Here is a 21,685-nt window from a genome sequence, read left to right as displayed (position 1 = left end):
CTACTCCACCAGTCAATTGTCGCGTGTTACAACGTCTATTCGAGCGCAGTCCAGATTAGTTCTTCAAGCTTGTGCATGCCTCCGTTTTGCGCTGCCCTGGATGGCGTAAAACGGAGGCATCACCATCGGTGATCAAGTCAAATGACACGCCCCTCCGGATAAGTTCTCGGGCCGCCTGGTCGGTAATGAGGCGTGCCAGGCGGTCATTGGCATCCAGAAACGGGAGAGTGGCAACGATTCCGTAGTGGAGCCGTGCCAGCGACTGGACGACTTGCTCGGTGTCTTGCGTAGAAAGTCCAAGTGCATACGCATTGCGCCACCAAGTGAAGAGTTCGGCGAGAACATTAGGAACGTCATTAGGGTGTGGCGGAGTGTAAATGACGTCCCCCATGCCGTTTCGTACCTGGGTGAGCATCGTACGAAGTCGCCCCCCAATCTGCCTAAATCGCGGATCATGTACGAGCATCGTACGGTGCAGCAATTGAAGAAGCGCGAAATCCAAGTTGGCGATTGGAGCTTTCTCGGCGGCAATCTGGGGCAGAAGATCATCATTGTCGATGAGCTCCTGGACGCGCGTATGTCTCAGTGTGCTAAAGAAGGCGACCTGCTCCTCGACATTCATCTCGCGGTCCAGATAGTCCAAGCGCAGCCCGTAGCCGCGCGGCGAGTCGAGGACTGAACGAATCCGTTCGAGGTGGAAGATCTCGTCGTCGACCGAGCCTTGGCGGAGGAGGTCTCGCCGTTGGCCGAGTGACAGGTGCTGGTTGATGAAGAACACGAAGCCGTCGGCATCGTTCCCGTCGACGCCCTGTCGGTCGGCGACGTACTTGGCCTCGATTTGCGCGAATGACGGGCTTGTTGGAGGAAAATAGACAGCGGCAACATAAAGTCTGCCGTCACGCCTGGCGAGGACGTCCTTCTTGCCATCTGGCCCGCCAAGGGTGGCCTGCGGATCGACGTCTGAATAGCCCGAGAGCTGAAGCAAGTCGGCACAGAGGCGCTCGGCGTTGATAGACCCCCGAACTGCCCGCGCTCGGGTTGAGGTTGGTGCCAGGAGTACCCGTCACCGGATTGGCCACGCCGAGTTCGGCGCTGCCAGCCATGGTCACCGCCCTTGGCCAGATCCGCGGAGTGCCGCTCGGGCCATTCGCCAACCTCGGCCGCCTGGACGCCGCCCACGACTTCGTCCGCCGTATCACCACGTGGTCCGAGCAGCTTCATCATGGCCCGGACGACGCGCTCAACCGCGACATGACGGGCCTGATCGCCACCTGGCACGACCGCGGCGACGTGGCCGTACTCGCCGAGCCGGCCCCGCTGGTGTTTTCCCACGGCGACGGCAACCTCGACAACTGGCTCTGGCACGACTTCATCACCACCATCTACGTGCTGGACTGGGAATTCGCCGGTCACTCCGACGCCGCCTACGACGCGGCCGAACTCATCGAACACCCCAGCGCCCGCGCAATCCACGACGACCTGTGGCTCGCGCTCCTGCCCGAGCTCGGGATCAACGACCACCATGGCCGACGCCGCTTCGCTGCGGCCCGGCGGACCATCGCCCTGCGTTGGCTGGCCGTCCGTTGGAAACGCCGCCACGACGAGCCGTCACGTTTCGAACAGCAGCGGCATCGAACCCGAGAACTCCTCGTCGCGAGTGACGGTTGATCAAACAGGAGATGTTGCATATGCGCAAGAACACCCGCGCCGTGCTGACGACGCTGTCCTCCGATCCTGGCAAGGCGCTGTGCGGCTTGGAGATCTACGACCGAACGGGCCTGCTGCCGGGAACGACATACCCGATCCTTCTGAGGTTGCAGACAGACGGTTGGGTCCGCGCCTACTGGGCCGAACCCGATTCTGCTGACCCGCAGCAGCCCCGTCGCCGCCACTACCAGATCACCAACCTCGGTGTCCGCGCAGCACAGATGCCCAGCGCCGCAACGGTTGGCCTGGCGGGGCTCATGCGGCGGTGGTGGCCTGCGCTTCACCTGCAGGACGATCCATCCATCGCGTGATCACTTATCAGGGCACCCGGACCGGCCGGAGCCGCACGCTGGCGGACACATAGGTCCGCATGACGGCCGTTTGGATTCTGGGTGGTGGCTCAGTCGGCGCGCTACTGGTCGTCCTGATCGCATTCCTTGCGATTGCGCAGATGCGGGTGTGGCGCGCCGGCCGGCAAGCCTACTTGCCGCCGCCGGACCTATCGCCTGCTCAGGTCCGATGGGCAAACGAAAGGCGCCGCAGTGAGGACCCGGAGGCAACGCTGATCATCTCCGCCGACGACCCGGCCTACGTTCGGCCCGTTGACTGGAAGACGCTACGGGCCCGAGGCAGGCCGTGGCCATTCCGGACCGGAGCGCGGCCCCGCGGGTACCGAGCATTCCCCTGGCCGCCGCCATCGGGGCCTTAAAAGTGCAGGTCACCATGGTCGGTGCCGCTTCGACGCCTCATAACCGCCCCATCGGCGCTCTGGGAAACCGCATACAGGCGGGTTTCACTGCCTTGACCGCCGGTTGATCAGGCGACATGAGGATGACGTCGATGCCAGGAAGGCAGTGCCGCGAACATGATTCTCCACGACAGCGAGGCCGATGTGTACCCGACGTGTCCGGTGAGGAGTCGGTAATGAGCTTGTGTCCGCCAACGTTCCTCGCCGAACGCGTGTTCTGCGTGATCCCGACACTGGCGACCCTGCGGTCCGCAAGCCTCCGACTGGGTACGTCGGGCGGCACCGGCTTGTTTCTGGCGATGACTACCCGGCCATGCAAACTGATTCTTCGTCTACACAGGACGCCTTACGCAACGTCGCAACTGCGTACATGCCGCGGATCGGCAGCCTGGACATCCAAGCAGCCGAACAGGTCAACGACGATCGTGGTGCGGCAGATCGAGTGGCGGCAGAACGAGCTGCTGCTACTCGCGCGGTTCGACAGAGCAAGCGACCTGACCTCGCCTTCCTCCAGCAGGTGCTGGACGGCCTGCGGCGGATGTGAATCCGCCCAGTGACCGAGTTGATCCCGACCCACACGCCGGCCCGCTCTTCGAGGAACACCATGCGTGGCAACCAACTTACTCAGTCGAACTTCATCTACCGGCGGCCCGACCTCGCCGAGCGGCTGCGTCATCCGAACGCCGACGCCAACGCTCAACGCTGGTCCAACCTGATCAACCAGCACCACCCGGACGCCCAAAGCGTGCTCGATCTCGGCTGTTGGATCGGAGTCGACGCCGAGCGCTTGGCCCGCTGCTACACGGTAGTCGGTGTTGACGTGCAGCCACACCTGATTGCCTACGCCCGTGAACACCGGCCGGAACCGGACTTCTTCGTCGGGGACATCAGCAACGTTCGGCTCGGTCGGAGATTCGACGCCATACTCTGTGTCGGCAACAGCCTGTCCTACATCCATGAAGATCCGGATCTTGAGGCGGCGTTCGCCACGTTCTCGGCGCACGCTCAGGAAGACAGTCTGTTGATCCTGCATACCTTGCTGGCGCCCATTGGGGCCCTGACCCCAGCAGCACTGCGGCGCGTTGAGATCGGAGATTTCCGCGCCACGTACACCGATCGCAGCGAGTGGAATCCACTGACCCAAGTGCTGACAACTCACAGAACCTGGCTTCATGACGACGGGACAACCGAAGCCGACGTCTTGCAGCGGCGCGTCCTGTCGCCGCCGGAGTTGGAACTCCGCGCCCGCCTCGCGGGGTGGGAGGTGCTGAGCCTGGACTTCGACCCGCCCGAGCAGGCTGGCTCCGCAGCCGACGCTGTTGGCTGCATGGTGGCGAGATTTCGCGGTGCGGCGAGGGCTTCATGGCTCATGCCGAACCGGCCGACGGCCGCTCCACGGAAAGATCAACGATCCGGCCCAGCATCCAGAACACGGCGGGATCGGTGTACGGCGCCAGCGTCCAAGCCGGTGCCGTGCACGGCGACGTCCATGTCCACCTCGGCCGCCTCACCCTCCCGCCGCCGCGTCAACTTCCTCCAGCATCACGACGCTTCGCTAACCGGCAGCATGAGCTCACCCAGCTCGACGACCTACTCGCCTGCGAGTTTGGCACCGTCCCGACGGTGATCGTGCTCAGCGGCCTGACGGGGGTCGGTAAGACCGCACTGGCATTGTCGGCGCTCTCACGCTGGTCGAAGCGCTTTTCCGACGGGCAGCTGTATGCCGATCTCACCCATCCCGCCGAAGCCGCGCCGGCCGAGATACTCGGACAGTTCCTCCGTGCTCTGGGTGTCCCTGCGGACCAAATTCCCCAAGCCGAGGCCGAACGTGCCGCGCTGTGGCGCACGATCAGCGCACACCGCCGCCTCGCCCTGCTTCTGGAAGCACCCGCCTCCAGCGCGCAGGTGCGCATGCTGCTGCCCACTTCGCCGCACAGCCTCGCCGTGGTCACCAGTCAGCGCCCATTGCGCGGCCTGATGGCCGATGGTGCACACCTGATCTCGGTCGAGTCCCTTGATGCCGACGGGTCGCTGGAACTCCTGCGTCAGCACCTCGGTGCGGAACTTGTTGCCGCGCATGGCGACCCGGCTCGTGAGCTGGCAGAGCTATGCGGCGGCTTGCCGTTGGCGTTGACGGTGGCCGCGGCGCACGCCGCGGCCCGTCCCCACCGCGCCCTGTCCTACACCGTGACCACGTTGCGCCGCGCCCATAACCGATTGGAGTACCTGTCGATGAACGATGACCTGTCGGCCCAGGCCAGTTTCAACACGGCCTACGAGAGCCTCTCCGAACCCGCTGCCGGCGTGTACCGGGCGTTGGGCCTGACCCCCGGCCAAGGATTCTCGGTGGAGCTGGCCGCAGCAGCGATCGACACCGATCTCGGCACGGCCGAGGACCTCCTTCGCGAACTGCTTGATGCCAGTCTGCTCACCGAGTTCGACGCGGACCGGTACCGCTTTCACGACCTGGTTCACGAACACGCTCGCCATGCGGCCGAAGAACACGATCTCCCAGAGGACCGCGCCGCCACCCAGGAACGGATTCTGCGCTGGTTCCTCCACACCGCCAGGGCTGCCGCGTCCACCGTCATGCCGGCACGCCGCGAACTCGACTATCGGTTCTTCTCCAGCTCGCCCCCGTACTTCCTGCCGTTCGACATCGAGGACTACAACACGGCGCTCGCATGGCTGGACCGCGAACGTCGCAACCTTGGCGCCGCCGTAGGCGAAGCCGCGCCCCTCGGCCAGCCGGAGCTCGCAATTCTTCTCGCCGACGCGATGCAGCCGCTCGCCATCATCCACAAGGACAATGGCCACACCATCGCGGTGGACGAGATCGCCCTCATCGCGGCCCAGGCCACCGGTGACGTCGCTGCGACCAACACCATCCGGAAGCGCCTGGCCCGCGCCTACGCCGGACAGGGGGATGTCCAGCGGGCGCAAGGTCACGTCGACCAGGCGTTGCGGGACACGAGCGAAGCCGGAGATCGGCGCGGCTATGCCAGCGCGCTGAAAAGCCTGGCCATCCTGCACGTAGCCACCGGGAATCTAGAGGCGGCCGAGGACTGCTTCCTGGAGGTCGTCCAAATCCTGCGGGACCTCGGACGGTCGCGTGCCGAGGGCTTGGCGCTGATCAACCTCGGGGACGCCTTGGTTCAGCTCGACCGGGCCGCCGAGGCCACCGAGCATCTGGAACGCGCCCGCATTTGAGGTTCCCCCGGTTGCCCGGAGACTTCCAAACCAGGTTTTATCATGCGAACCGAGGAAGGAAGTCATCGTGGCTGCCCCTAAGAAGTACCCGGATGAGCTGCGGGAACGGGCCGTGCGGTTGTATCGGGAGTCCGATCCCAAGCCGGTGATCCGCCGGTTGGCCGAGCAGTTGGGCGTTCATCACGAGGCCCTGCGGAACTGGATCCGCCAGGACGAGGCCGACCGCGGCGAGCGGCATGATCGGTCGAGCACCGACATGGTCGAGGAGAACCGGCGGCTCAAGCGGGAGAACGCTGAGCTGCGGCGGGTCAACGAGGTGCTGCGAGCAGCCAGCGCTTATTTCGCCTCCGTGATCGCCCCGACCCGGAGGACGTCATGAGCTTCATCGACGCGCATGAGTTCTCGGTCGATCTCGTGCTGCGGGTCCTGGGCATCCCACCGTCGACCTACTACGACTGGCGGGCCCGGCAGTCCGCATCGAGCCGCCGGGCGCTTCAGGACGCTCAGTTGCTGGAGATGATCGTCAAGATCCGCTGCTCGCACGAGTTCGCCGCCACGTACGGGTCGCCGCGGGTGTGGCTGGAGCTGCGCCGCCAGGGGATCCGGGTCGGCCGCAAGCGCGTCGAGCGGATCATGCGCGAGCACGGCCTACAAGGCGCGTTCCTGCGCAAGGGCTGGAAAGGCGGCTCCACCAAGCAGAATCCGCGCCAGACGGCCGCACCGGACCTGGTCAACCGGCAGTTCGACGCCGATGCCCCGAACCGACTCTGGGTGGCCGACCTGACCCGGATCATGACCGGTGAAGGGGTGTTGTGGCTGGCCTCGATGCGGGATGCCTTCTCCAACAAGGTCGTCGGCTGGGCCACCGCCGCCCGCGCCGACACCAGCCTGGTGCTCACAGCGCTGGATTACGCCCTGCGCTCCCGCGACGTCCATGATGGACAGTTGATCCACCACAGCGACAAGGGCTGCCAATACGCGGCTCTGCGGTTCACCCAGCGCCTGGCCGACGCCGGCATCGCGCCCTCGACCGGCAGCGTCGGTGACAGCTACGACAACGCACTCGCCGAGAACCTGTGGTCGACCATCAAAACCGAGCTGATCTACTGGCCCGGCAACACCTTCACCACCCGCACCGAGGCCGACTCGGCGATCTTCCGCTACATCGACGGCTGGTACAACCCCCGCCGCATCCAGGAACGACTCGGCGGACTGTCCCCCGACGAGTACGAAGAAGCATGGCGCATCCGGCAACAGACCAGACCGGCTAGACTCCCGGCCGAGCCGGACGAATCCTGATAACCAAGTCTCCGGCAAAGCGGGGGAACCTCAATTCTGCTGTCCACCCTGCATAAGCCTGACACGTACAACGCCGCCCGCGCTGACATCTCGCTGGCCAGTGCACGTCGCCACGCGGGGGATCACACTACCGCTGAAGAGCTCGCGATCCGCGCTCTCGCCGTGATGGTCCGCCTGGATTCCCGCCACCAACAAGCCCATGCCCACGACGTCCTGGTAGCGATCTATGAAGAATCTGGGGACAACGACCTCGCAGAAAGACACCGAGCATCCGCATCCGCCCTGCGCTCGACGTCCCCGGAGGCGATCGGTAGCCGTTCCGAGCAGCGGCCCGACGGCGGCACGTAGACGGTTAGGGCGCGACGCCGAGGAGCGCCGTCGTCATGCGGGCAGTTCGACGAACCTTGACCCGATCATGACACCACACCCATTTCGACGTATCGAACACCTGTGCGAATCGTCGTGGTATCGTCGCTGCTCATAGACCTGCTGCCTACTCAACCTCGGCCTGTTGACGCGGAGGCGCACTACCGGACGGACGGAACCGGGAGGAGGGCCGTCGTCGTCCCCGCGACGTGTCGGACTGGTCGTCATGCGCTTCGGCCGCGCGGGTGCAGGTTGACGGAGGGTGGAGGTGTGCTCCAGGTGCGCTGTGATGCGTGCGCCGCGGAAGGCGAGCCGAACCATTCCTGGTTCCTGCGCAGCTCCGGTCCGGTGGCCAACATCGCCGAAATGGACGACGCGCCGTACCTGACGAGCCGGACGTAGCGGTACGAGCAGGGCCCGATGTAAGACCGCCGACTTCCCCTTGGCGGACCGCGCACCTGGTGCACGGCTTCTCCGGGGAGGTTATCGATGACGACGGTGACCAGCACATCACCGATCGCGTCCTTGCAGGCGGTGTTCGAGCGACGTGCGCCAGGCGCGGTCAGAACTGCGGGCGCGGTCGCCGCGGCGACCGCCGACCAGGCGACGCGGCCAGTTCTGCCGGTACGCCCTGACGTGGCCGCGTTGCTGCCGGCCGGCGGCCTGCCGTTGGGTGCCACCGTCGCGGTGGATGGACCAAGCAGACTGCTGCTGATCATGCTGGCCGCTGCGACGGAAGCCGGCTCGTGGGCAGCTGTCGTCGGTATGCCCGACCTGGGGTTGCTGGCCGCTCACGAGTGCGACGTCGTATTGGAACGGCTTGCCGTCGTGCCGAACCCCGGCTCCCATTGGGCGGTCGTGGTGGACGCCTTGCTCGACGGATTGGACATCGTGGTTGTCGGGGCCGGTGTTGCGGCCGGTGGGCCGGTGGGCCAGCCGACAGCCCGCAGCCTGATCAGCCGAGCGAGAAACCGCGGCAAGGTCTTGGTCCCGTTCGGGTACGGCGAGGCGTGGCCGGCGGCGGACCTGCGGGTCTCCGCAACGGATCACCGGCACGGCGGCCTCGGCAACGGTCATGGGTACCTCGTCGAGCACGAGATCGAGGTGTCCGTCCGCGGCAAGGGCTCAGCGTCCCGGCCACGCCGCGCCCGCCTAGTTCTTCATCCTGGCGCCGCGGCATCCAGCCGGATGCCCGAGCGATCGCGGACCGGGCAGGCCCGTCTGCGAGCCCGAGCTGGCTAGGTGGCCGTTTGAAGTCTTGTCACGTGGCTGGGAAACCGGCGAGCTGGTCCGGCCGAAACGATCGACCCGACGGGGACGATTAGGCCGACTAGAGTGACGGGGTTGATGCTGAGGGGGCGAGATGGAGCCGTTTGACGAGGGGCTTCGCTGCCAGGACGTACACGCTGGCCTGCGCAATGTCGACCCGAACTCGGGTACGTTGACACCCCTGGCTGACACCCAATTGATCGGAATGGCAGCTAGCCTCGCCGCGCTCATCCGCGGTCAGGACGTCATCAATGATGCACAGGCGCTGCGCGCAGTGGCCGCCGAGCAGTTGGACGTCAACCAGTTTGCCTTCGACGCTGTCATGAGAGCGCTTGCCGAGGTGGAGTTCGTCCAGGGGGTGCAGACCGCGGGCGGCAAGATCATCCGTTTCACCGAGAACGTCCCCTACTACGACGACCTCTACGCCGAGCTCGGTCGAGCCTGGCGAGCCCGCCAACCGACCGAGCTCGAACAACAGATGGTGGTCTTGGTCGACGGCCTCGCCGACACGCCGGTGCCGGTCGAGGAGTTGGCAACGCGGATCGGTCTGGATACCGCCGCGGTTCCCCGTCTTCTCGAAGTCGGTGGCAGGGCCGAGCTGGTCAAGACGATCCCCTTGTTGGACGGGGACGTGGTGTACTCGCCATTCTTCGGCTTCGAGAATCCGGATGTCGTCGGTGACTTGGTGCGCGAACACGGCTCAGCTCATCTGGCGGACGCCTTCGCTACCTTGCGCGGTGAGCAGGGAATGCCGATCACTGAGGCTCAACCCATCCTGCAGGACGCCATCGCGCGGGGTCTCCTCCTTGCCCCGGCGGTGGAGCTGCCGAATCACACGGTGCAACCGTTCGCCGCGCTGCCCTACACCCTCGATCGACAGCTGCTGCGTGGCCGGAAGCCGGTGTTGGAGAAGGCGCTGGCGGTGCTGGCCTGTCTCCGGTGTGGGCAGCACTTCGGCGGAGCGACCAGCCTGCCCGCCACCGCGCTGGTCGATGTCATCGACAAGCTCCTTGACCCGAACCGTGGCATCCTGCAACCTCACTCGTCCCACGAGAGGCAATACCGGCTCATGCACTCGGCTGGCATCATCGCCTTCGCCCCAGACTCGTTGCCCGGCGGAAGCTGGGTACGCCCTCGGTTCATCGATACCGAGGACAACCGTGAAGCTCTGCGTATCGCCCGCGACTTGATCACCCACGGCGAGCCGGTCGCGAGTCGAGTCGGCGACGAGCAAGCCCGCGCCGCCTTGTTGCTCGGCCAGCCGTTCTCCGCCCCGATGCAGACGACGGCCCGACTCCGCAACAAGGCGATCGTGTCGCCCAAGCAATGGCAGACGGTTGTGGATGCGGCGTTGGGACGGGACGTATTCGATGAGCGAACAAGATCTCGGCCTCAAGGTCACGTCGCGCAGGCTGCTCTGGAGGATGGGCTATACCACCCGGCTCGACGTGCAGCTGCGAGGCGCATGGGGCCCGGCGACGGGGCCGGACACCTCCAAGGAGCGAGGAAAACGTTCGTCCCAGCCCGAGTCGTTTACCGATCTCGACGTACTCGGCCTCAGCCTGACCGGCGGGGCTCGCCTGCACAGCACGATCGTGGATTGCAAGACCACACCAGGTGGCTCCACCGGTCGCATGTTCTGGGTGCGCGGCGTGGGTGATTTCTTCGCTGCCGACGACGCATACATGGTGCGTGATTCCGTGGTCACGGACGCTGCCCGACAACTCGCCACCCGGTTGGGGATCACCACGCTGACCAGTGCTGACCTTGATCGGCTAGAAGAACTCCATCCATCCGAGCTTTCCCTGGACGCCGCACCACTTTCTCACCTGTTCGAGGTGTCCGCTGCCACGAAAGTCCTGGCCGCTTTCACCGGCTTGGACAAGAGGCTCAAGCCGCTGCTCGACTACCGGGAGTTCGGCTACTGGCTCTACGACGACTATCGCAACCTGATGCAGATGGTCGAGCACCTCCGCGCGTGTGCCGACCAACTTGACCCACGGAATCCACGCCATCTCGCGTTGGTCCTCGATTTGACGTGGCTCTACCTGGTCAGCCTCTGCCACACCATCCACGCCATCCGATCCGCCCACGTGTCCGACCCAGATCGCGGATTGCAAGAGTACCTATTCGGCGGCGTCGTGGGCCTGCGGGAGAAAGAGCAGCTGTCCGGCCTGCTCGCGAGTCTCCGCGAAGGCGGGGCGCTGCCCGCCGATGTCAATGTCGACCCGCTGCCGGCGTATTACCCCAAACTCCGAGAGCTGATCACCAGGGTGATGCGCCGGCCCGACCGTGTGCTGCCAGCACTTCGGCTGCTTGAAGTGCTCACCACGGTAACGGCGCTGGCTCAGCGCGTCGAACCGGCGGATCTTGGTTCGCTGCATGAAGACTTGGCCGCGAAACAGGCCGCCGACATCGTGCAGTACCTCGTGACCACCACCGGTCTGGATAAGGGCTTCCTGGCACGCGCACGATCGCTGCTTTTCGGTGAACCCGTTCCGGGAACGCCTCAGCAAACCACCATCCCGATCTGAGGGACGACGAAGTCCCCGGCGATTCAGGCCAGCGATGCTTGTTGAGCCCTACTTCGGGCTCGGCTACGTCGTGCTCCGCGGTCGAACGACCAGTCCGAAGTCGGCGGCCATCCGCTTCAGACCGTCGTGGACCAGAATGTCGATCTCCGTGCGCGGCAGTCCCAACGGGGTAGTAACGGCGACCGACAGATCTCGGGACTGGTTGCTGCGTGGAGCGCCGAGGGTAGACAAATCGACCATATCCAAGGCCCGGACCGTGCGTTCTGCTCCTCCGTTTTCGGGGCGTTCGCTCTGGATGTAGAGCTCCAGTCGCGGTGCGCCGGCTGGCGGCGTATGCAGCAGATCGTCCGTGGCCGCCAACGGGAGGATCACCGTTGCAACGTGCCAGGCATGGGCGAAGAACTCGACCAACTCGGTCATCGTGACCCGAAGGGCGGGAGGAATCTGCGCGGGACCAGCCGATGCTGTGGACGGATCGATTGCGGTGAAATCGATCCGCAAGTCGGCCACGGTCCGCAAATCTGTGCTGTGACCGGCGGGTAGCACCATGTACAGGCACGTCGATACTGCGGGGCGTCCATCAATGCCGACCACGGTCTGGTGATGAGCGCTGAATCGGCTGTTGTTGTGACCGTCGGGCTCGTCGATCTCTTGCCAGCCTGCCCTGGTTGTGTCAAGTCCGTATCGAGTGGCGAGGCGCTGACAGACCTCTCCCAACCCGGTCTGTTCCAGTGCGGTCAGCATCCTGGCTCGACCGGGGTCGGTGATTCCCCAGTCCTCCGCGACCAGCGGAATTCGCCCGGCAACCCGCAGCCGTAGGTCGCGCTTGTCGGCCAGGCTCGTCCAGGAATCCTTGTCTCGCACAGCTTCGCTGTCGAAGATGATTTCAGTCTGCCATACCGCGGGCTGGCCGGGACGGCGAAGCAGGCGGCCTCGCCCTCGGCGTCCCCACAGCCCGCCCTCCAACTCGATCACCTGTTGGTCGGAGCGAATGTACGGAACTGGAGCGGCTCGATTGGCGGCGGGAAACCCGACACCAATCGTGCCGGAGTTCGGTAGCCCATCCCCGATCGCTTGCAGGTCGTTCCACACCACGCGGGCCATCGCCGAAGCGGGCTTTCCCGGCAATTCGGCCAGTGCGGCAGGCTCACCACCAGGTACGCCGGTGAAGTGCTGCACCCAGCCCGGTCCGGCCTCCTGCACTTCGCCCATCGCCTCGCCGAGCAGGCCGGCTGCTCCGGCGGCATCGTAAGCGGACTGGAAGACCGATTCGTGTCCGGGCTGACCAGGGCGATATTGCGGGGAGGTGATAACGACATCGACCCGCGGCGGAGTTGGGGGCGCGGTCAGATGGTCGTGCATCGCCGCAAGTACCTCGTTGGGGGTGATCAATGCGCTGAACGCCCGGCGCACCTCGGGGAAGCTGTCGAGCAGCGTGGAGACGGCGGTGCCGTCCCAGACCGCCCACCCCTTCAGTCCGAGTGTTTTCGCGTAGCTTCGGATCAGAGCATCGATCTGGTCCTTGCCGCCTTTGCCTGGCACAGCGGACAGAGGGACGTTCGTGACGAAGATCAGATACTCCGGCAACCGACCGTCGAGCACGCGCTTCTTGGCGGGGTCGGTCCACGCTTTCAGCTCAGCGGTGATCTGCTGCTTCACCCACGCCGTATCCGATCGGGTGCCAGTGATCCTCGCCTTGTACTTGGCCTGCAGGACGCCATAGCCGTCCCAGGGTTCGGCAGGGCTCGGGTACGGCAGCCGGCCGTGAAAGCTCACTTCGCGCCCGCCATCCGGTCCCTCGCCGAACACATCGACGCCCGGCCCCAGGACGCGAACGGCCAGCGCCTGGGTGAGGCGCTCGAAGCCCTGCGGACCAAGCCCGCTCAGGTCATCAACCACTCGTTCATCCTCGCTGATCCAGGTGATGCACCTCTGTTCGCCCTACCTTGGCCGACGCGTGGTCACGGAGCCCACGCGAAGCTGGCGCAACCGGACGGCCGTCAAGCACGATGACCACGCTGCTCGGGCGGGACTGGGCCGCCGAGTATGTGGCCTGCAAGTCCGTGCAGTTGCCTCGGCATCCGACCGAACAGGGCTGATCAGATGTCTGGCAAAATCGGTTGATGGCTAGTGCTGCTGACCTGGCGAAACTTCGCGAGGTTCTCGAATTTGTTCCCTCGCGTATCAGCGGCGCCAACACGCATGCCACGCTGACTGCCGCGTGTGAGGCACTCGGCCTCCCGGCGCCGCCGCAGGCGAACGAAGGGTCAAAGTACGAGCGTGCCTCGGCCAGCTTCGCAGAAGTCCCCGACGCGGCCTTGGCTCGTGTTGCGGAGAAGGTGTTGGAGGCCGGTGGGCTGAACGCAGCGGAGCGGAACATCGTTCAGGACACCTTGTGGGCCATGAGAGGTGAACCAGCGATCCCGAAGCGAACTCGGCGCGAGATCGCCCGTGCCCTCCACCTCGACGACCTTGTCCACGATGGAGATCGCTTCACTGTATTGCTCGATAGTTTGTGGGTCTTGGACGACGACCCGTTCGGGGCTATCTTCGGTGGTAGAAGAACCCTCCGGGACCACATCGCCCAACATGTCTACCGCAATTCCGACTGGTCGGCCGAGGAGCTATTCGAACGACTGGGGGCCTTCGAAGCCTCAGACAAACGGTTTGCCCTATTCCTTGAGGGGCTCGCTTCGGCGGACGTCGTGCCAGAGGTGGAGGCGCAGCGCCGGTTCGTCGCTGCGGTCAACCCGCACCTCGACCATGTGGGTGTCGAGCTGCGCGAAACCGGTGAGGATGGCGGATATCCGCTGTTCAGCCTTGTCTCTACGCGATCCAGTCGTGGCCGCCCAAAGAATCTAATCTTCGCGTCGACAACAAAACCTGACATTCGGTTTAGTGACGCCATCGACAATGACATCGAGATTGTAGGGAACACCGATAGTGTTCTTGTTTACGACAGACCCATTGGGTCAGACGGTCTCCGCTGGCGGGACCTGCAAGCATGGTGGAAAGACTCGCGCGATCTAAAGACCGACGCCGACGCGAAGAGGACGCTATACAGCCGGCTACAGGACTGCTTGCCGGCCAGTTCGCCGCCGCAGCGTAACCTGTATCGCCTGTACCACTCGGTCTTCGGGGCCGACGTTCCCAACTTGCCGGCACTCCTGCCTGAAGTTTGGCTTCACTGGGACCCGAAGACCATTCAAGCTCGCGGAAGGGACGCTTTGCTCAGGTTCCGGATGGATTTCCTGCTCTTGCTGCCCCACGGGCACCGAGTCGTGCTGGAAGTAGACGGGAAGCGCCACTACTCCACGGACGGGCGAGCGGATGCTGCGTTGTACGCCACGAATATGCGCGCCGATCGTGACCTCAAGCTTGGTGGTTACGAGGTTTTCCGTTTCGGAGCTGACGAGCTGCGAACTGAAGAACAAGCGCGCACGACTATCCACGAGTTCTTTCGCGATCTCTTCCGTGCCTTCGGAGTAGGTACCTCGTAGACCGCCCTGGTCTGACGAAGAATAGCGGTCGCCTGGCCTTCCTGGGGGCCGGATGCGACGACGGCCCGTCATCATGGGGGAGGGATGGCGGGCCGTCAAATATTAGTCGCATCGTCAGATTTGCCTGTTACCTCGCATAACTACGACTCCGCGGTTCCGGACCTCGGCGGTAGTCATTTGACTTGCGCCACGGGTTGGGCCGACACCTGACGAAACCATCTCACCAGGAGGTCGAGTGCCTGTTCGCTGGCCGGATAGGCGCCCCATCAGGCGGTCAGACCATCTCGACGACACAGAACACGCGGCCGTCCTCGGCGCTACGGTATCAGCGGTCGTCGGGTCGGCGATCCGGTTGATCACCGGTCGGCGTCGGCGGGTTGTGGCCTCCGGCGGAGCGCCTCAGCGGCCCGGTCGATGCCGCTATCCCGGTGTTGACCACTGCTGGAGGTCCTAGACATCGCAGCGTTGCTCGCTCTGTAATTTGTCAGACCCGTTCCGTAACCTCCCATGTCATGGCCGGAACACTCAGCTACCGGATACGAGTGCAGCACATCTACCAGCAGCGCTTTGGTGACGTTGACAAGCTCGATCAAGCCCTTCGCGGCTGCCGGTGGTACATCGTCAGCCGCCGACCGGCCGTGCGGATCGCGCCGGACTCGGTTGTACTTGACGAGGATGTCCTGACCCTTGACGTCACCACGCGGCGGCCGGACGGCTCCAGCTTGACCGTGCAGGTTGGCGCCGACGTCTCGGACCTCGGTCCTACGCGAAACTTCACCATTCACCCAGATGGGTCATATTTCTCGCTCAACGCTGGCGAACAGCTCCTGCACGGCGACGCATGGGCCCTGGGATCTTTGCTGTCAGACGCTCAGGCTGAACTCGCCCGCCAGGAAGTCCTCTACGTTGGCATGGCGTTCGATCAGACCACGCTGGCCCGCACTGCCCGCCACCAGAAACTTCAACAGATCTACGCCGAGCACGTCGGCAGTGACTGGGACATTTTCCTCGCCCCGCTCGCCCTCCACAAACGAAGCTGGTCCCCGGACGATCACATTGAGGACGACGACGAAGGCCCGGATCTGAACGCCTATTACAAGATCTTCGCCATCGAGGGTGGCGACATCCTGAAGCCCGCGGTGGACCTGATCGAACACAGCCTGGTGTCCTACTTCGCGCCGGACTACAACAACAAGCTCCTGGAATGGCGCGTCACCGAGCCGACCGCGGCGATGCGGCAGATGAGAGACGCCGGCTTCCGCCTGCTCAACGTCCATCTCGACGGTTGGGCCGGGCTTGCTCGCTTCTACTCTCGGCAGGAACCAAACTTCCACCGCAGCCACTTCATTTCCCAGGACCTCCCCCCGCACCCTCGCCGGCCAGTGCTGCGAGGGATCAGCGCCACCGAGCTGAGTCCACACCGCCTCGAAGCACTCGCCGTCCGCCATGGGAAGGAAATCTTCGCCAGCCGAGCCGAGGCATCAGGCACCGTCCTGGCCATTTTCGGCGATCAAGCACCATCGGTCCGCCGGCCCGCGGACTTCCTGGCACCCGCAGCCCCGGCAGTCGACACGACGCCTCGCCCGCGCCCGCCGCTCACTGAGCTACGCAAGCAACTCCTCCACCAGCGCGCTGAGCGCTTGCGACGGGACGCCCCGATCTTCCATCCCGGCGGGTCAAGCTACGACCCGATAACCGGAACCATCCGTATCGGGGTGAGCACTGAAGATAACCAAGCCGAGGTAGGGCGTTGGCACCTGCACTCACCCGCAGGACGAGTCGAGCACGGCCTGATCTTCGGCGATCCGGGAAACTGCAAATCGAACATGCTACGTGTGATCACGTACGAGGCCGCGGCGTCCGAAGTCTTTTTCGTCGTACCTGCCGATCCCCGCAACGAGAACGACTTGTCGGCCGTATGTGGCAGTTTCCCAGATCAGAGCTGGATCTCCACCAACGTGCCCGACACGATCAACAACCTCAACCGGCTTGCCGACTACATCATGCGCTTTCGCGGGGACGGCCGGCACTTCGACCGGCCGACACCCGAATGGCCAGGCATCTTGATGGCGATCGATGACGCCGACGACGTCCTCGACGATCCACATGCCGCAGCGTGCGCGAACGAGATTCTCCGGACTGGCCACCTCGCAGGCGTCGGCCTCGTGCTTGTCATTCGTGACCGCGCAACTTTCGCGGCACACCCCGAGTTGCGCCGCCTGTTGATCGAGTCTGACAACGTCGCTGCCATGACCGACCTCGCGGTTCTCAATGATTTGAAGACCACCTACGACGAGCCACGTCCCGCTACCGCCTCCGCATCCCCCGCAACGTTCGTTGTGCACTGGAACTCGGGCCACATCCGTCTGTCACGCCTGGCCGCGACCATGACTGACTGCGCGGATTCGCCCGAAGCGGCCCGCGAGTGGGCGGATCACCTGCTCAGCAGCGGTGGCGCGGTATCTCTCGGCTGGAACATAGCCGACGGCGACGCCCGCTCGTGGTGGACCATTGATCCTCAAGCCCGACGTTGGTTCCTCCGTCGACACACCGACTGCTGGGCGATGCTGCTCACCGTCGCCGATCACCCCATGCCAAGCCCTGCGAGCCAGCTTGCCGCAATCGCCTGGGCCAACGAGAACGTTGACAAGCGGTTCCATGTGCCACCGCTCCGGTGGCGAACTGGCCCCACGACTGGAGAGCCTGGACTGACGGCGCTCTACGCCGACACCCAAGACGAACCTGATCCCAAACCAGGCCCTACGCCCGTCGATCTGATTCCTTGGCTGTATTAGGGCTCATCACCGAAACGAGTCGACTTGAGGTTCCCCCGCTTTGCCGGAGACTTGGTTATCAGGATTCGTCCGGCTCGGCCGGGAGTCTAGCCGGTCTGGTCTGTTGCCGGATGCGCCATGCTTCTTCGTACTCGTCGGGGGACAGTCCGCCGAGTCGTTCCTGGATGCGGCGGGGGTTGTACCAGCCGTCGATGTAGCGGAAGATCGCCGAGTCGGCCTCGGTGCGGGTGGTGAAGGTGTTGCCGGGCCAGTAGATCAGCTCGGTTTTGATGGTCGACCACAGGTTCTCGGCGAGTGCGTTGTCGTAGCTGTCACCGACGCTGCCGGTCGAGGGCGCGATGCCGGCGTCGGCCAGGCGCTGGGTGAACCGCAGAGCCGCGTATTGGCAGCCCTTGTCGCTGTGGTGGATCAACTGTCCATCATGGACGTCGCGGGAGCGCAGGGCGTAATCCAGCGCTGTGAGCACCAGGCTGGTGTCGGCGCGGGCGGCGGTGGCCCAGCCGACGACCTTGTTGGAGAAGGCATCCCGCATCGAGGCCAGCCACAACACCCCTTCACCGGTCATGATCCGGGTCAGGTCGGCCACCCAGAGTCGGTTCGGGGCATCGGCGTCGAACTGCCGGTTGACCAGGTCCGGTGCGGCCGTCTGGCGCGGATTCTGCTTGGTGGAGCCGCCTTTCCAGCCCTTGCGCAGGAACGCGCCTTGTAGGCCGTGCTCGCGCATGATCCGCTCGACGCGCTTGCGGCCGACCCGGATCCCCTGGCGGCGCAGCTCCAGCCACACCCGCGGCGACCCGTACGTGGCGGCGAACTCGTGCGAGCAGCGGATCTTGACGATCATCTCCAGCAACTGAGCGTCCTGAAGCGCCCGGCGGCTCGATGCGGACTGCCGGGCCCGCCAGTCGTAGTAGGTCGACGGTGGGATGCCCAGGACCCGCAGCACGAGATCGACCGAGAACTCATGCGCGTCGATGAAGCTCATGACGTCCTCCGGGTCGGGGCGATCACGGAGGCGAAATAAGCGCTGGCTGCTCGCAGCACCTCGTTGACCCGCCGCAGCTCAGCGTTCTCCCGCTTGAGCCGCCGGTTCTCCTCGACCATGTCGGTGCTCGACCGATCATGCCGCTCGCCGCGGTCGGCCTCGTCCTGGCGGATCCAGTTCCGCAGGGCCTCGTGATGAACGCCCAACTGCTCGGCCAACCGGCGGATCACCGGCTTGGGATCGGACTCCCGATACAACCGCACGGCCCGTTCCCGCAGCTCATCCGGGTACTTCTTAGGGGCAGCCACGATGACTTCCTTCCTCGGTTCGCATGATAAAACCTGGTTTGGAAGTCTCCGGGCAACCGGGGGAACCTCAACAGCGTCAACGCGCTCTTACCGGTGCCGGACTCACCAGATATCAGCAAGGCCGACCCCCGAGTACCCGCTTCGCGCAGGGCCGCAGTGAGCTGTTGGCGCCTGTCGGTGAGTGCGATCTCGACCGGACCACCGGACGAACCATCACCGATGGCGGTTCGCACGCCGGCTACGGCCAGTTTTCGGTGTTCAGTGACCACCGTCCACGCGTGTCGGCTTCGTGTCTTCGCCGCGTCTATGACGACGTGGAGGTCACGGCGCAGGAGGTTGAGGTCCACCACGGCGCCGGTCGCGTCGTAGCGGGTTGCCTCTACCTCGATCCGGTCCCGGACCACGGTCCCATCGACTGATGCTGAGGCGACACCGTCCAGCGATGTCGCCACCGCCGTGCGGTCGCCCCCGTCTGGGCTCTGAACTGCGAGCCCCAGAATGTGCAGCCGTCCAAGGAGCCGCCACGCCAGCTGACGAACTTCTTCATCCGAGGTCTCGTCTTCGACGGCTTTCTCAATCATCTTTAGAAACTGGCCGAGCCGCTCATGCACTGGCTTGGACCACCGGCCTTCTACATCCATAGACGCCTGGAACGATTCCGGGCCAGCATGGGCTCGCGCGATGTCGCACACCGTCGCGAGCTGCTCCCACTGAGTGGACCAACCGGCCGTCGCGATCGCTACCTGGTGGGAGTCGGTGTCAAACCTCGCAACCTCGGCGAGCAGTGACCCGACGAGCTTCACCGTCTCGTCATTGCTCTGGACGAAATTGGGCGTTGCTCGACAGGCCACGGCGAGCGTTACCTCGGTTGCCCCGTCGCCGCACTCGACAAGAAGGTCATCAACTGGATGCGCCGGACTGGTCTGAAACGACACCTTTCGCACCGGCAGTTCCGATGCCTCGGCCCGCCGGCCCCCGGTCAAAATGCTGGCCAGATAGACCGTCGCGACGCGATGTGCGAACGAAACTCCTCCACCGCCGGTCGCGTAGGTGCTCGAACCGCGCTCAGCGTTACCGGCAGCCTGCGTGTCGGACTTGGCGCCCGCGTCCTGGGGAGCAGAAGTTGACGCTGGCGTCCCCGTAGCCTCGGGCTCAACAGGATCGTCCGGCGCGATGGGCTCGTTCATGCGTTCCTCAGATGACATCGTGCTCGTACTGTCTGGCCGACTGACCGCAGTGAGGCGCCGTGGGCGGTGCGGCCCACACGTATCGGCCGGTCACGCCGTCCAGGATGACGACATCGGAGCCCGTAAGATCTCGACGGGTGCTGGCGCGGTCGCCGCGCACCAGGATCTCCCACCCGGTGCCCTGCACAACCAGACCTGTCACAGCCTTCCCTAGCCTCGACAGCGGCGGTCATATTCTGTATCGGCGCCGACACTCACGATCGTTAGCCTGTCTGACCCCTGTCGTTGATTTGTCTCACCGCCCGGTCACTGCCAATCCCAACGCACGCTCATCGGCATGAGAGTGCGTTCCAGCAGGGTGTTGTCGGGGCGCATAGACCAGGGGGTGTGGGGGCCATCCGGCCTCTGTCCGCAACGCGCAGGAACGTTCTGCGGACGCAGCAGTGCTTCTCCCACAGTTTCATCCCGACCTCACCTCACTCTCCAGCGTGCGTCAGCACGCCAGCTTGAGCTGATCGTTCCTGCGATTGAGCCCGGATCGCGGTTACTAGCAGCCGGGAACGGGCGGTGCCGATGCGGAGCGTCCTGCGCAGCGTGTCCGCGGAGATCGGCCGACGGTGTTCATCCCAGTGTCGCGCGTCCGCCTCCCTCGCCCGCTCCAGCAGATCGGCATCAACTATGGCGGAAGCTGCCAGGTTGTTCTGCCCGCCGGAGCCGCCCTCGGGTTTCGTGGCCGCTCTGGACGAATCCGTCGTCTGCCCGACAGCGGTTGGTGCGTCGGCGAGTTGGGCGTCCATCCGCTTCGCGTCGTCGGACGCTGTGCCGTTCGGCCGAGATGCGACAGTCAGCGTCCTCAGCAGATCCGGGCCGACCTCGGCCCACCCGATCAGCAACACCGCACCTACGGCGTCGAACGCCGCCTTGCCGTACTCGCCGGCTACGAGAGGGTCAGCCACGTTCAAGGCCAGCGTGACCGCGCTGGCGAAGATCAGCAGTCGGCGGGCCGGCTGCAGTTGTGCCGGTGTCGCCCCGGTCAGGGCCAGTTGTCGAATGCCGAGGAGAAGTCCGAGGATCGAGAGGTCGACGGCGGGTGCGACGAGCGGCGCGATCCAGGCGGGCACGCCGAGGCGGAGCGCGAGGTTGAGGACGTTGCCGAAGCCGAAGAGGAAGGTGAGGCTGACGACGATGCCCATGATTACGGTGACGGCTTGGACGACGGGAGTGCTGTTCGAGCCTGGTCGGGCTGAGAGGGTGGTTGTGGACGGGGTCATCGTGGGGCACCTGCTTCGATGCGCGGGCGCCCGTGGGTGTCGCGCATGGTGACGCCGTGTTCGAGGAGGCGTTTGCGGACGGTGTCGGCGGTGACGTCCATGCGGGCGCCGATCCGGGCGAGTGACCAGCCGAGGCTGTAGAGGTGGATAGCGTCGTCGACTTGGTCGGGTGTGAGGCCGCGGGGGCGTATCGGCGCGCCGTACCGGCGGAGGATGGTGGTGACTGTTCGTCGGTCGATGCCGAACCGATCGCCGAGCGCGTGGACTGTGGCGCCGGACCTATAGCCGGCGATCAGCTCGTGGATGTGTTCGTCGGTGAGTTGCCGAGCACGCCGGGGACGGTCCCGCTTGGCCGCCGTCCGCTCGGGCGCGTCGAGGTTGGGGAGCTTCTCTCGGAGCCGTTCAAGGGCCCTGACCTGGTCTTTCGGGTTGTAATAAGCTCCCCCAAGGTCCACACATGAAGTTGCAGATGGACCCCCGGAGCGCCCGAAAGAACCAGGTCAGGCACT

General features: G+C 64.9%; 21 protein-coding genes. 14 read left to right on the top strand and 7 right to left on the bottom strand.

The annotated features are described in order from the left end of the window. Positions 1–55 precede the first annotated feature (55 nt). On the bottom strand, positions 56–985 hold the full coding sequence (locus LWP59_RS34705; RefSeq protein WP_144645597.1) for a Fic family protein: 930 nt from the start codon (positions 983–985) through the stop codon (positions 56–58). 116 nt (positions 986–1,101) lie between these two features. Between LWP59_RS34705 and LWP59_RS34700 the strand changes: the two genes are divergently transcribed. The 12 genes from LWP59_RS34700 to LWP59_RS34655 all read left to right on the top strand — a co-directional run bounded on the left by LWP59_RS34700 (position 1,102) and on the right by LWP59_RS34655 (position 11,133). After that, entirely contained in the window at positions 1,102–1,668 is a 567-nt protein-coding gene (locus LWP59_RS34700) for a phosphotransferase (protein WP_144645599.1), read from the top strand. A gap of 20 nt (positions 1,669–1,688) precedes the next feature. Then, positions 1,689–2,018, top strand: a complete 330-nt coding sequence (locus LWP59_RS34695; RefSeq protein ID WP_186383618.1) for a PadR family transcriptional regulator — start codon at positions 1,689–1,691, stop codon at positions 2,016–2,018. A gap of 807 nt (positions 2,019–2,825) precedes the next feature. Further along, positions 2,826–2,999 carry a hypothetical protein gene (locus tag LWP59_RS34690; protein ID WP_186383619.1) on the top strand — a complete coding sequence of 58 codons (174 nt, stop codon included), beginning with the start codon at positions 2,826–2,828 and terminating at the stop codon, positions 2,997–2,999. Positions 3,000–3,008: 9 nt separating this feature from the next. Beyond that, positions 3,009–4,082 (top strand): class I SAM-dependent methyltransferase, encoded by a 1,074-nt coding sequence (locus LWP59_RS34685; RefSeq protein WP_144645603.1) that lies wholly within the window; start codon positions 3,009–3,011, stop codon positions 4,080–4,082. Then, positions 4,079–5,665, top strand: coding sequence for a tetratricopeptide repeat protein (locus tag LWP59_RS34680; protein WP_186383620.1), 1,587 nt, complete (start codon positions 4,079–4,081; stop codon positions 5,663–5,665). The genes LWP59_RS34685 and LWP59_RS34680 overlap by 4 nt, the downstream gene beginning before the upstream one ends. Positions 5,666–5,732: 67 nt before the next feature. Next, entirely contained in the window at positions 5,733–6,044 is a 312-nt protein-coding gene (locus tag LWP59_RS34675; protein WP_186383668.1) for a transposase, read from the top strand. Then, entirely contained in the window at positions 6,041–6,964 is a 924-nt protein-coding gene (locus LWP59_RS34670) for an IS3 family transposase (RefSeq protein ID WP_144646400.1), read from the top strand. The genes LWP59_RS34675 and LWP59_RS34670 overlap by 4 nt, the downstream gene beginning before the upstream one ends. Positions 6,965–6,997: 33 nt before the next feature. After that, positions 6,998–7,312, top strand: a complete 315-nt coding sequence (locus LWP59_RS41300; RefSeq protein WP_407653133.1) for a tetratricopeptide repeat protein — start codon at positions 6,998–7,000, stop codon at positions 7,310–7,312. 288 nt (positions 7,313–7,600) lie between these two features. Continuing rightward, positions 7,601–7,732: a hypothetical protein gene (locus LWP59_RS40525; RefSeq protein ID WP_267903855.1), complete on the top strand. Its 132-nt coding sequence runs from the start codon at positions 7,601–7,603 to the stop codon at positions 7,730–7,732. A gap of 87 nt (positions 7,733–7,819) precedes the next feature. Further along, positions 7,820–8,572, top strand: coding sequence for a hypothetical protein (locus LWP59_RS34665; protein ID WP_186383645.1), 753 nt, complete (start codon positions 7,820–7,822; stop codon positions 8,570–8,572). A 121-nt stretch (positions 8,573–8,693) separates the two neighbouring features. Further along, on the top strand, positions 8,694–10,259 hold the full coding sequence (locus LWP59_RS34660; protein ID WP_186383644.1) for a hypothetical protein: 1,566 nt from the start codon (positions 8,694–8,696) through the stop codon (positions 10,257–10,259). After that, positions 10,234–11,133 carry a hypothetical protein gene (locus LWP59_RS34655; RefSeq protein WP_144645995.1) on the top strand — a complete coding sequence of 300 codons (900 nt, stop codon included), beginning with the start codon at positions 10,234–10,236 and terminating at the stop codon, positions 11,131–11,133. The genes LWP59_RS34660 and LWP59_RS34655 overlap by 26 nt, the downstream gene beginning before the upstream one ends. 63 nt (positions 11,134–11,196) lie before the next feature. Here LWP59_RS34655 and LWP59_RS34650 read toward each other — a convergent pair whose 3' ends face one another. Next, positions 11,197–13,032, bottom strand: coding sequence for a hypothetical protein (locus LWP59_RS34650; RefSeq protein WP_144645993.1), 1,836 nt, complete (start codon positions 13,030–13,032; stop codon positions 11,197–11,199). Positions 13,033–13,256: 224 nt separating this feature from the next. Here LWP59_RS34650 and LWP59_RS34645 point away from each other — a divergent pair, with 224 nt between their 5' ends. Beyond that, positions 13,257–14,633 (top strand): AbiJ-related protein, encoded by a 1,377-nt coding sequence (locus tag LWP59_RS34645; protein ID WP_144645991.1) that lies wholly within the window; start codon positions 13,257–13,259, stop codon positions 14,631–14,633. Between the two features lie 512 nt (positions 14,634–15,145). Beyond that, complete coding sequence (locus LWP59_RS34640; protein ID WP_144645989.1) at positions 15,146–17,428, top strand: hypothetical protein; 2,283 nt, start codon at positions 15,146–15,148, stop codon at positions 17,426–17,428. Positions 17,429–17,486: 58 nt separating this feature from the next. Here LWP59_RS34640 and LWP59_RS34635 read toward each other — a convergent pair whose 3' ends face one another. The 5 genes from LWP59_RS34635 to LWP59_RS34615 form a co-directional block, all read right to left on the bottom strand. Continuing rightward, on the bottom strand, positions 17,487–18,410 hold the full coding sequence (locus LWP59_RS34635; RefSeq protein ID WP_144646400.1) for an IS3 family transposase: 924 nt from the start codon (positions 18,408–18,410) through the stop codon (positions 17,487–17,489). Then, a complete protein-coding gene (locus tag LWP59_RS34630; RefSeq protein WP_233921953.1) occupies positions 18,407–18,673 on the bottom strand; it encodes a transposase in 267 nt (88 codons plus the stop codon). Before LWP59_RS34630 ends, LWP59_RS34635 begins: the two co-directional genes overlap by 4 nt. After that, entirely contained in the window at positions 18,637–19,905 is a 1,269-nt protein-coding gene (locus tag LWP59_RS34625; protein WP_233921952.1) for a hypothetical protein, read from the bottom strand. Before LWP59_RS34625 ends, LWP59_RS34630 begins: the two co-directional genes overlap by 37 nt. 476 nt (positions 19,906–20,381) lie before the next feature. After that, a complete protein-coding gene (locus LWP59_RS34620; RefSeq protein WP_229858644.1) occupies positions 20,382–21,098 on the bottom strand; it encodes a hypothetical protein in 717 nt (238 codons plus the stop codon). Positions 21,099–21,172: 74 nt separating this feature from the next. After that, a complete protein-coding gene (locus LWP59_RS34615; protein ID WP_229858647.1) occupies positions 21,173–21,631 on the bottom strand; it encodes a hypothetical protein in 459 nt (152 codons plus the stop codon). Between the last annotated feature and the right edge of the window lie 54 nt (positions 21,632–21,685).

Source organism: Amycolatopsis acidiphila (assembly GCF_021391495.1).
Lineage (GTDB): Bacteria > Actinomycetota > Actinomycetes > Mycobacteriales > Pseudonocardiaceae > Amycolatopsis_E > Amycolatopsis_E acidiphila.
Note: the sequence above shows the minus strand (reverse complement) of the source record. Positions and strands in the feature narration are given on the sequence as shown.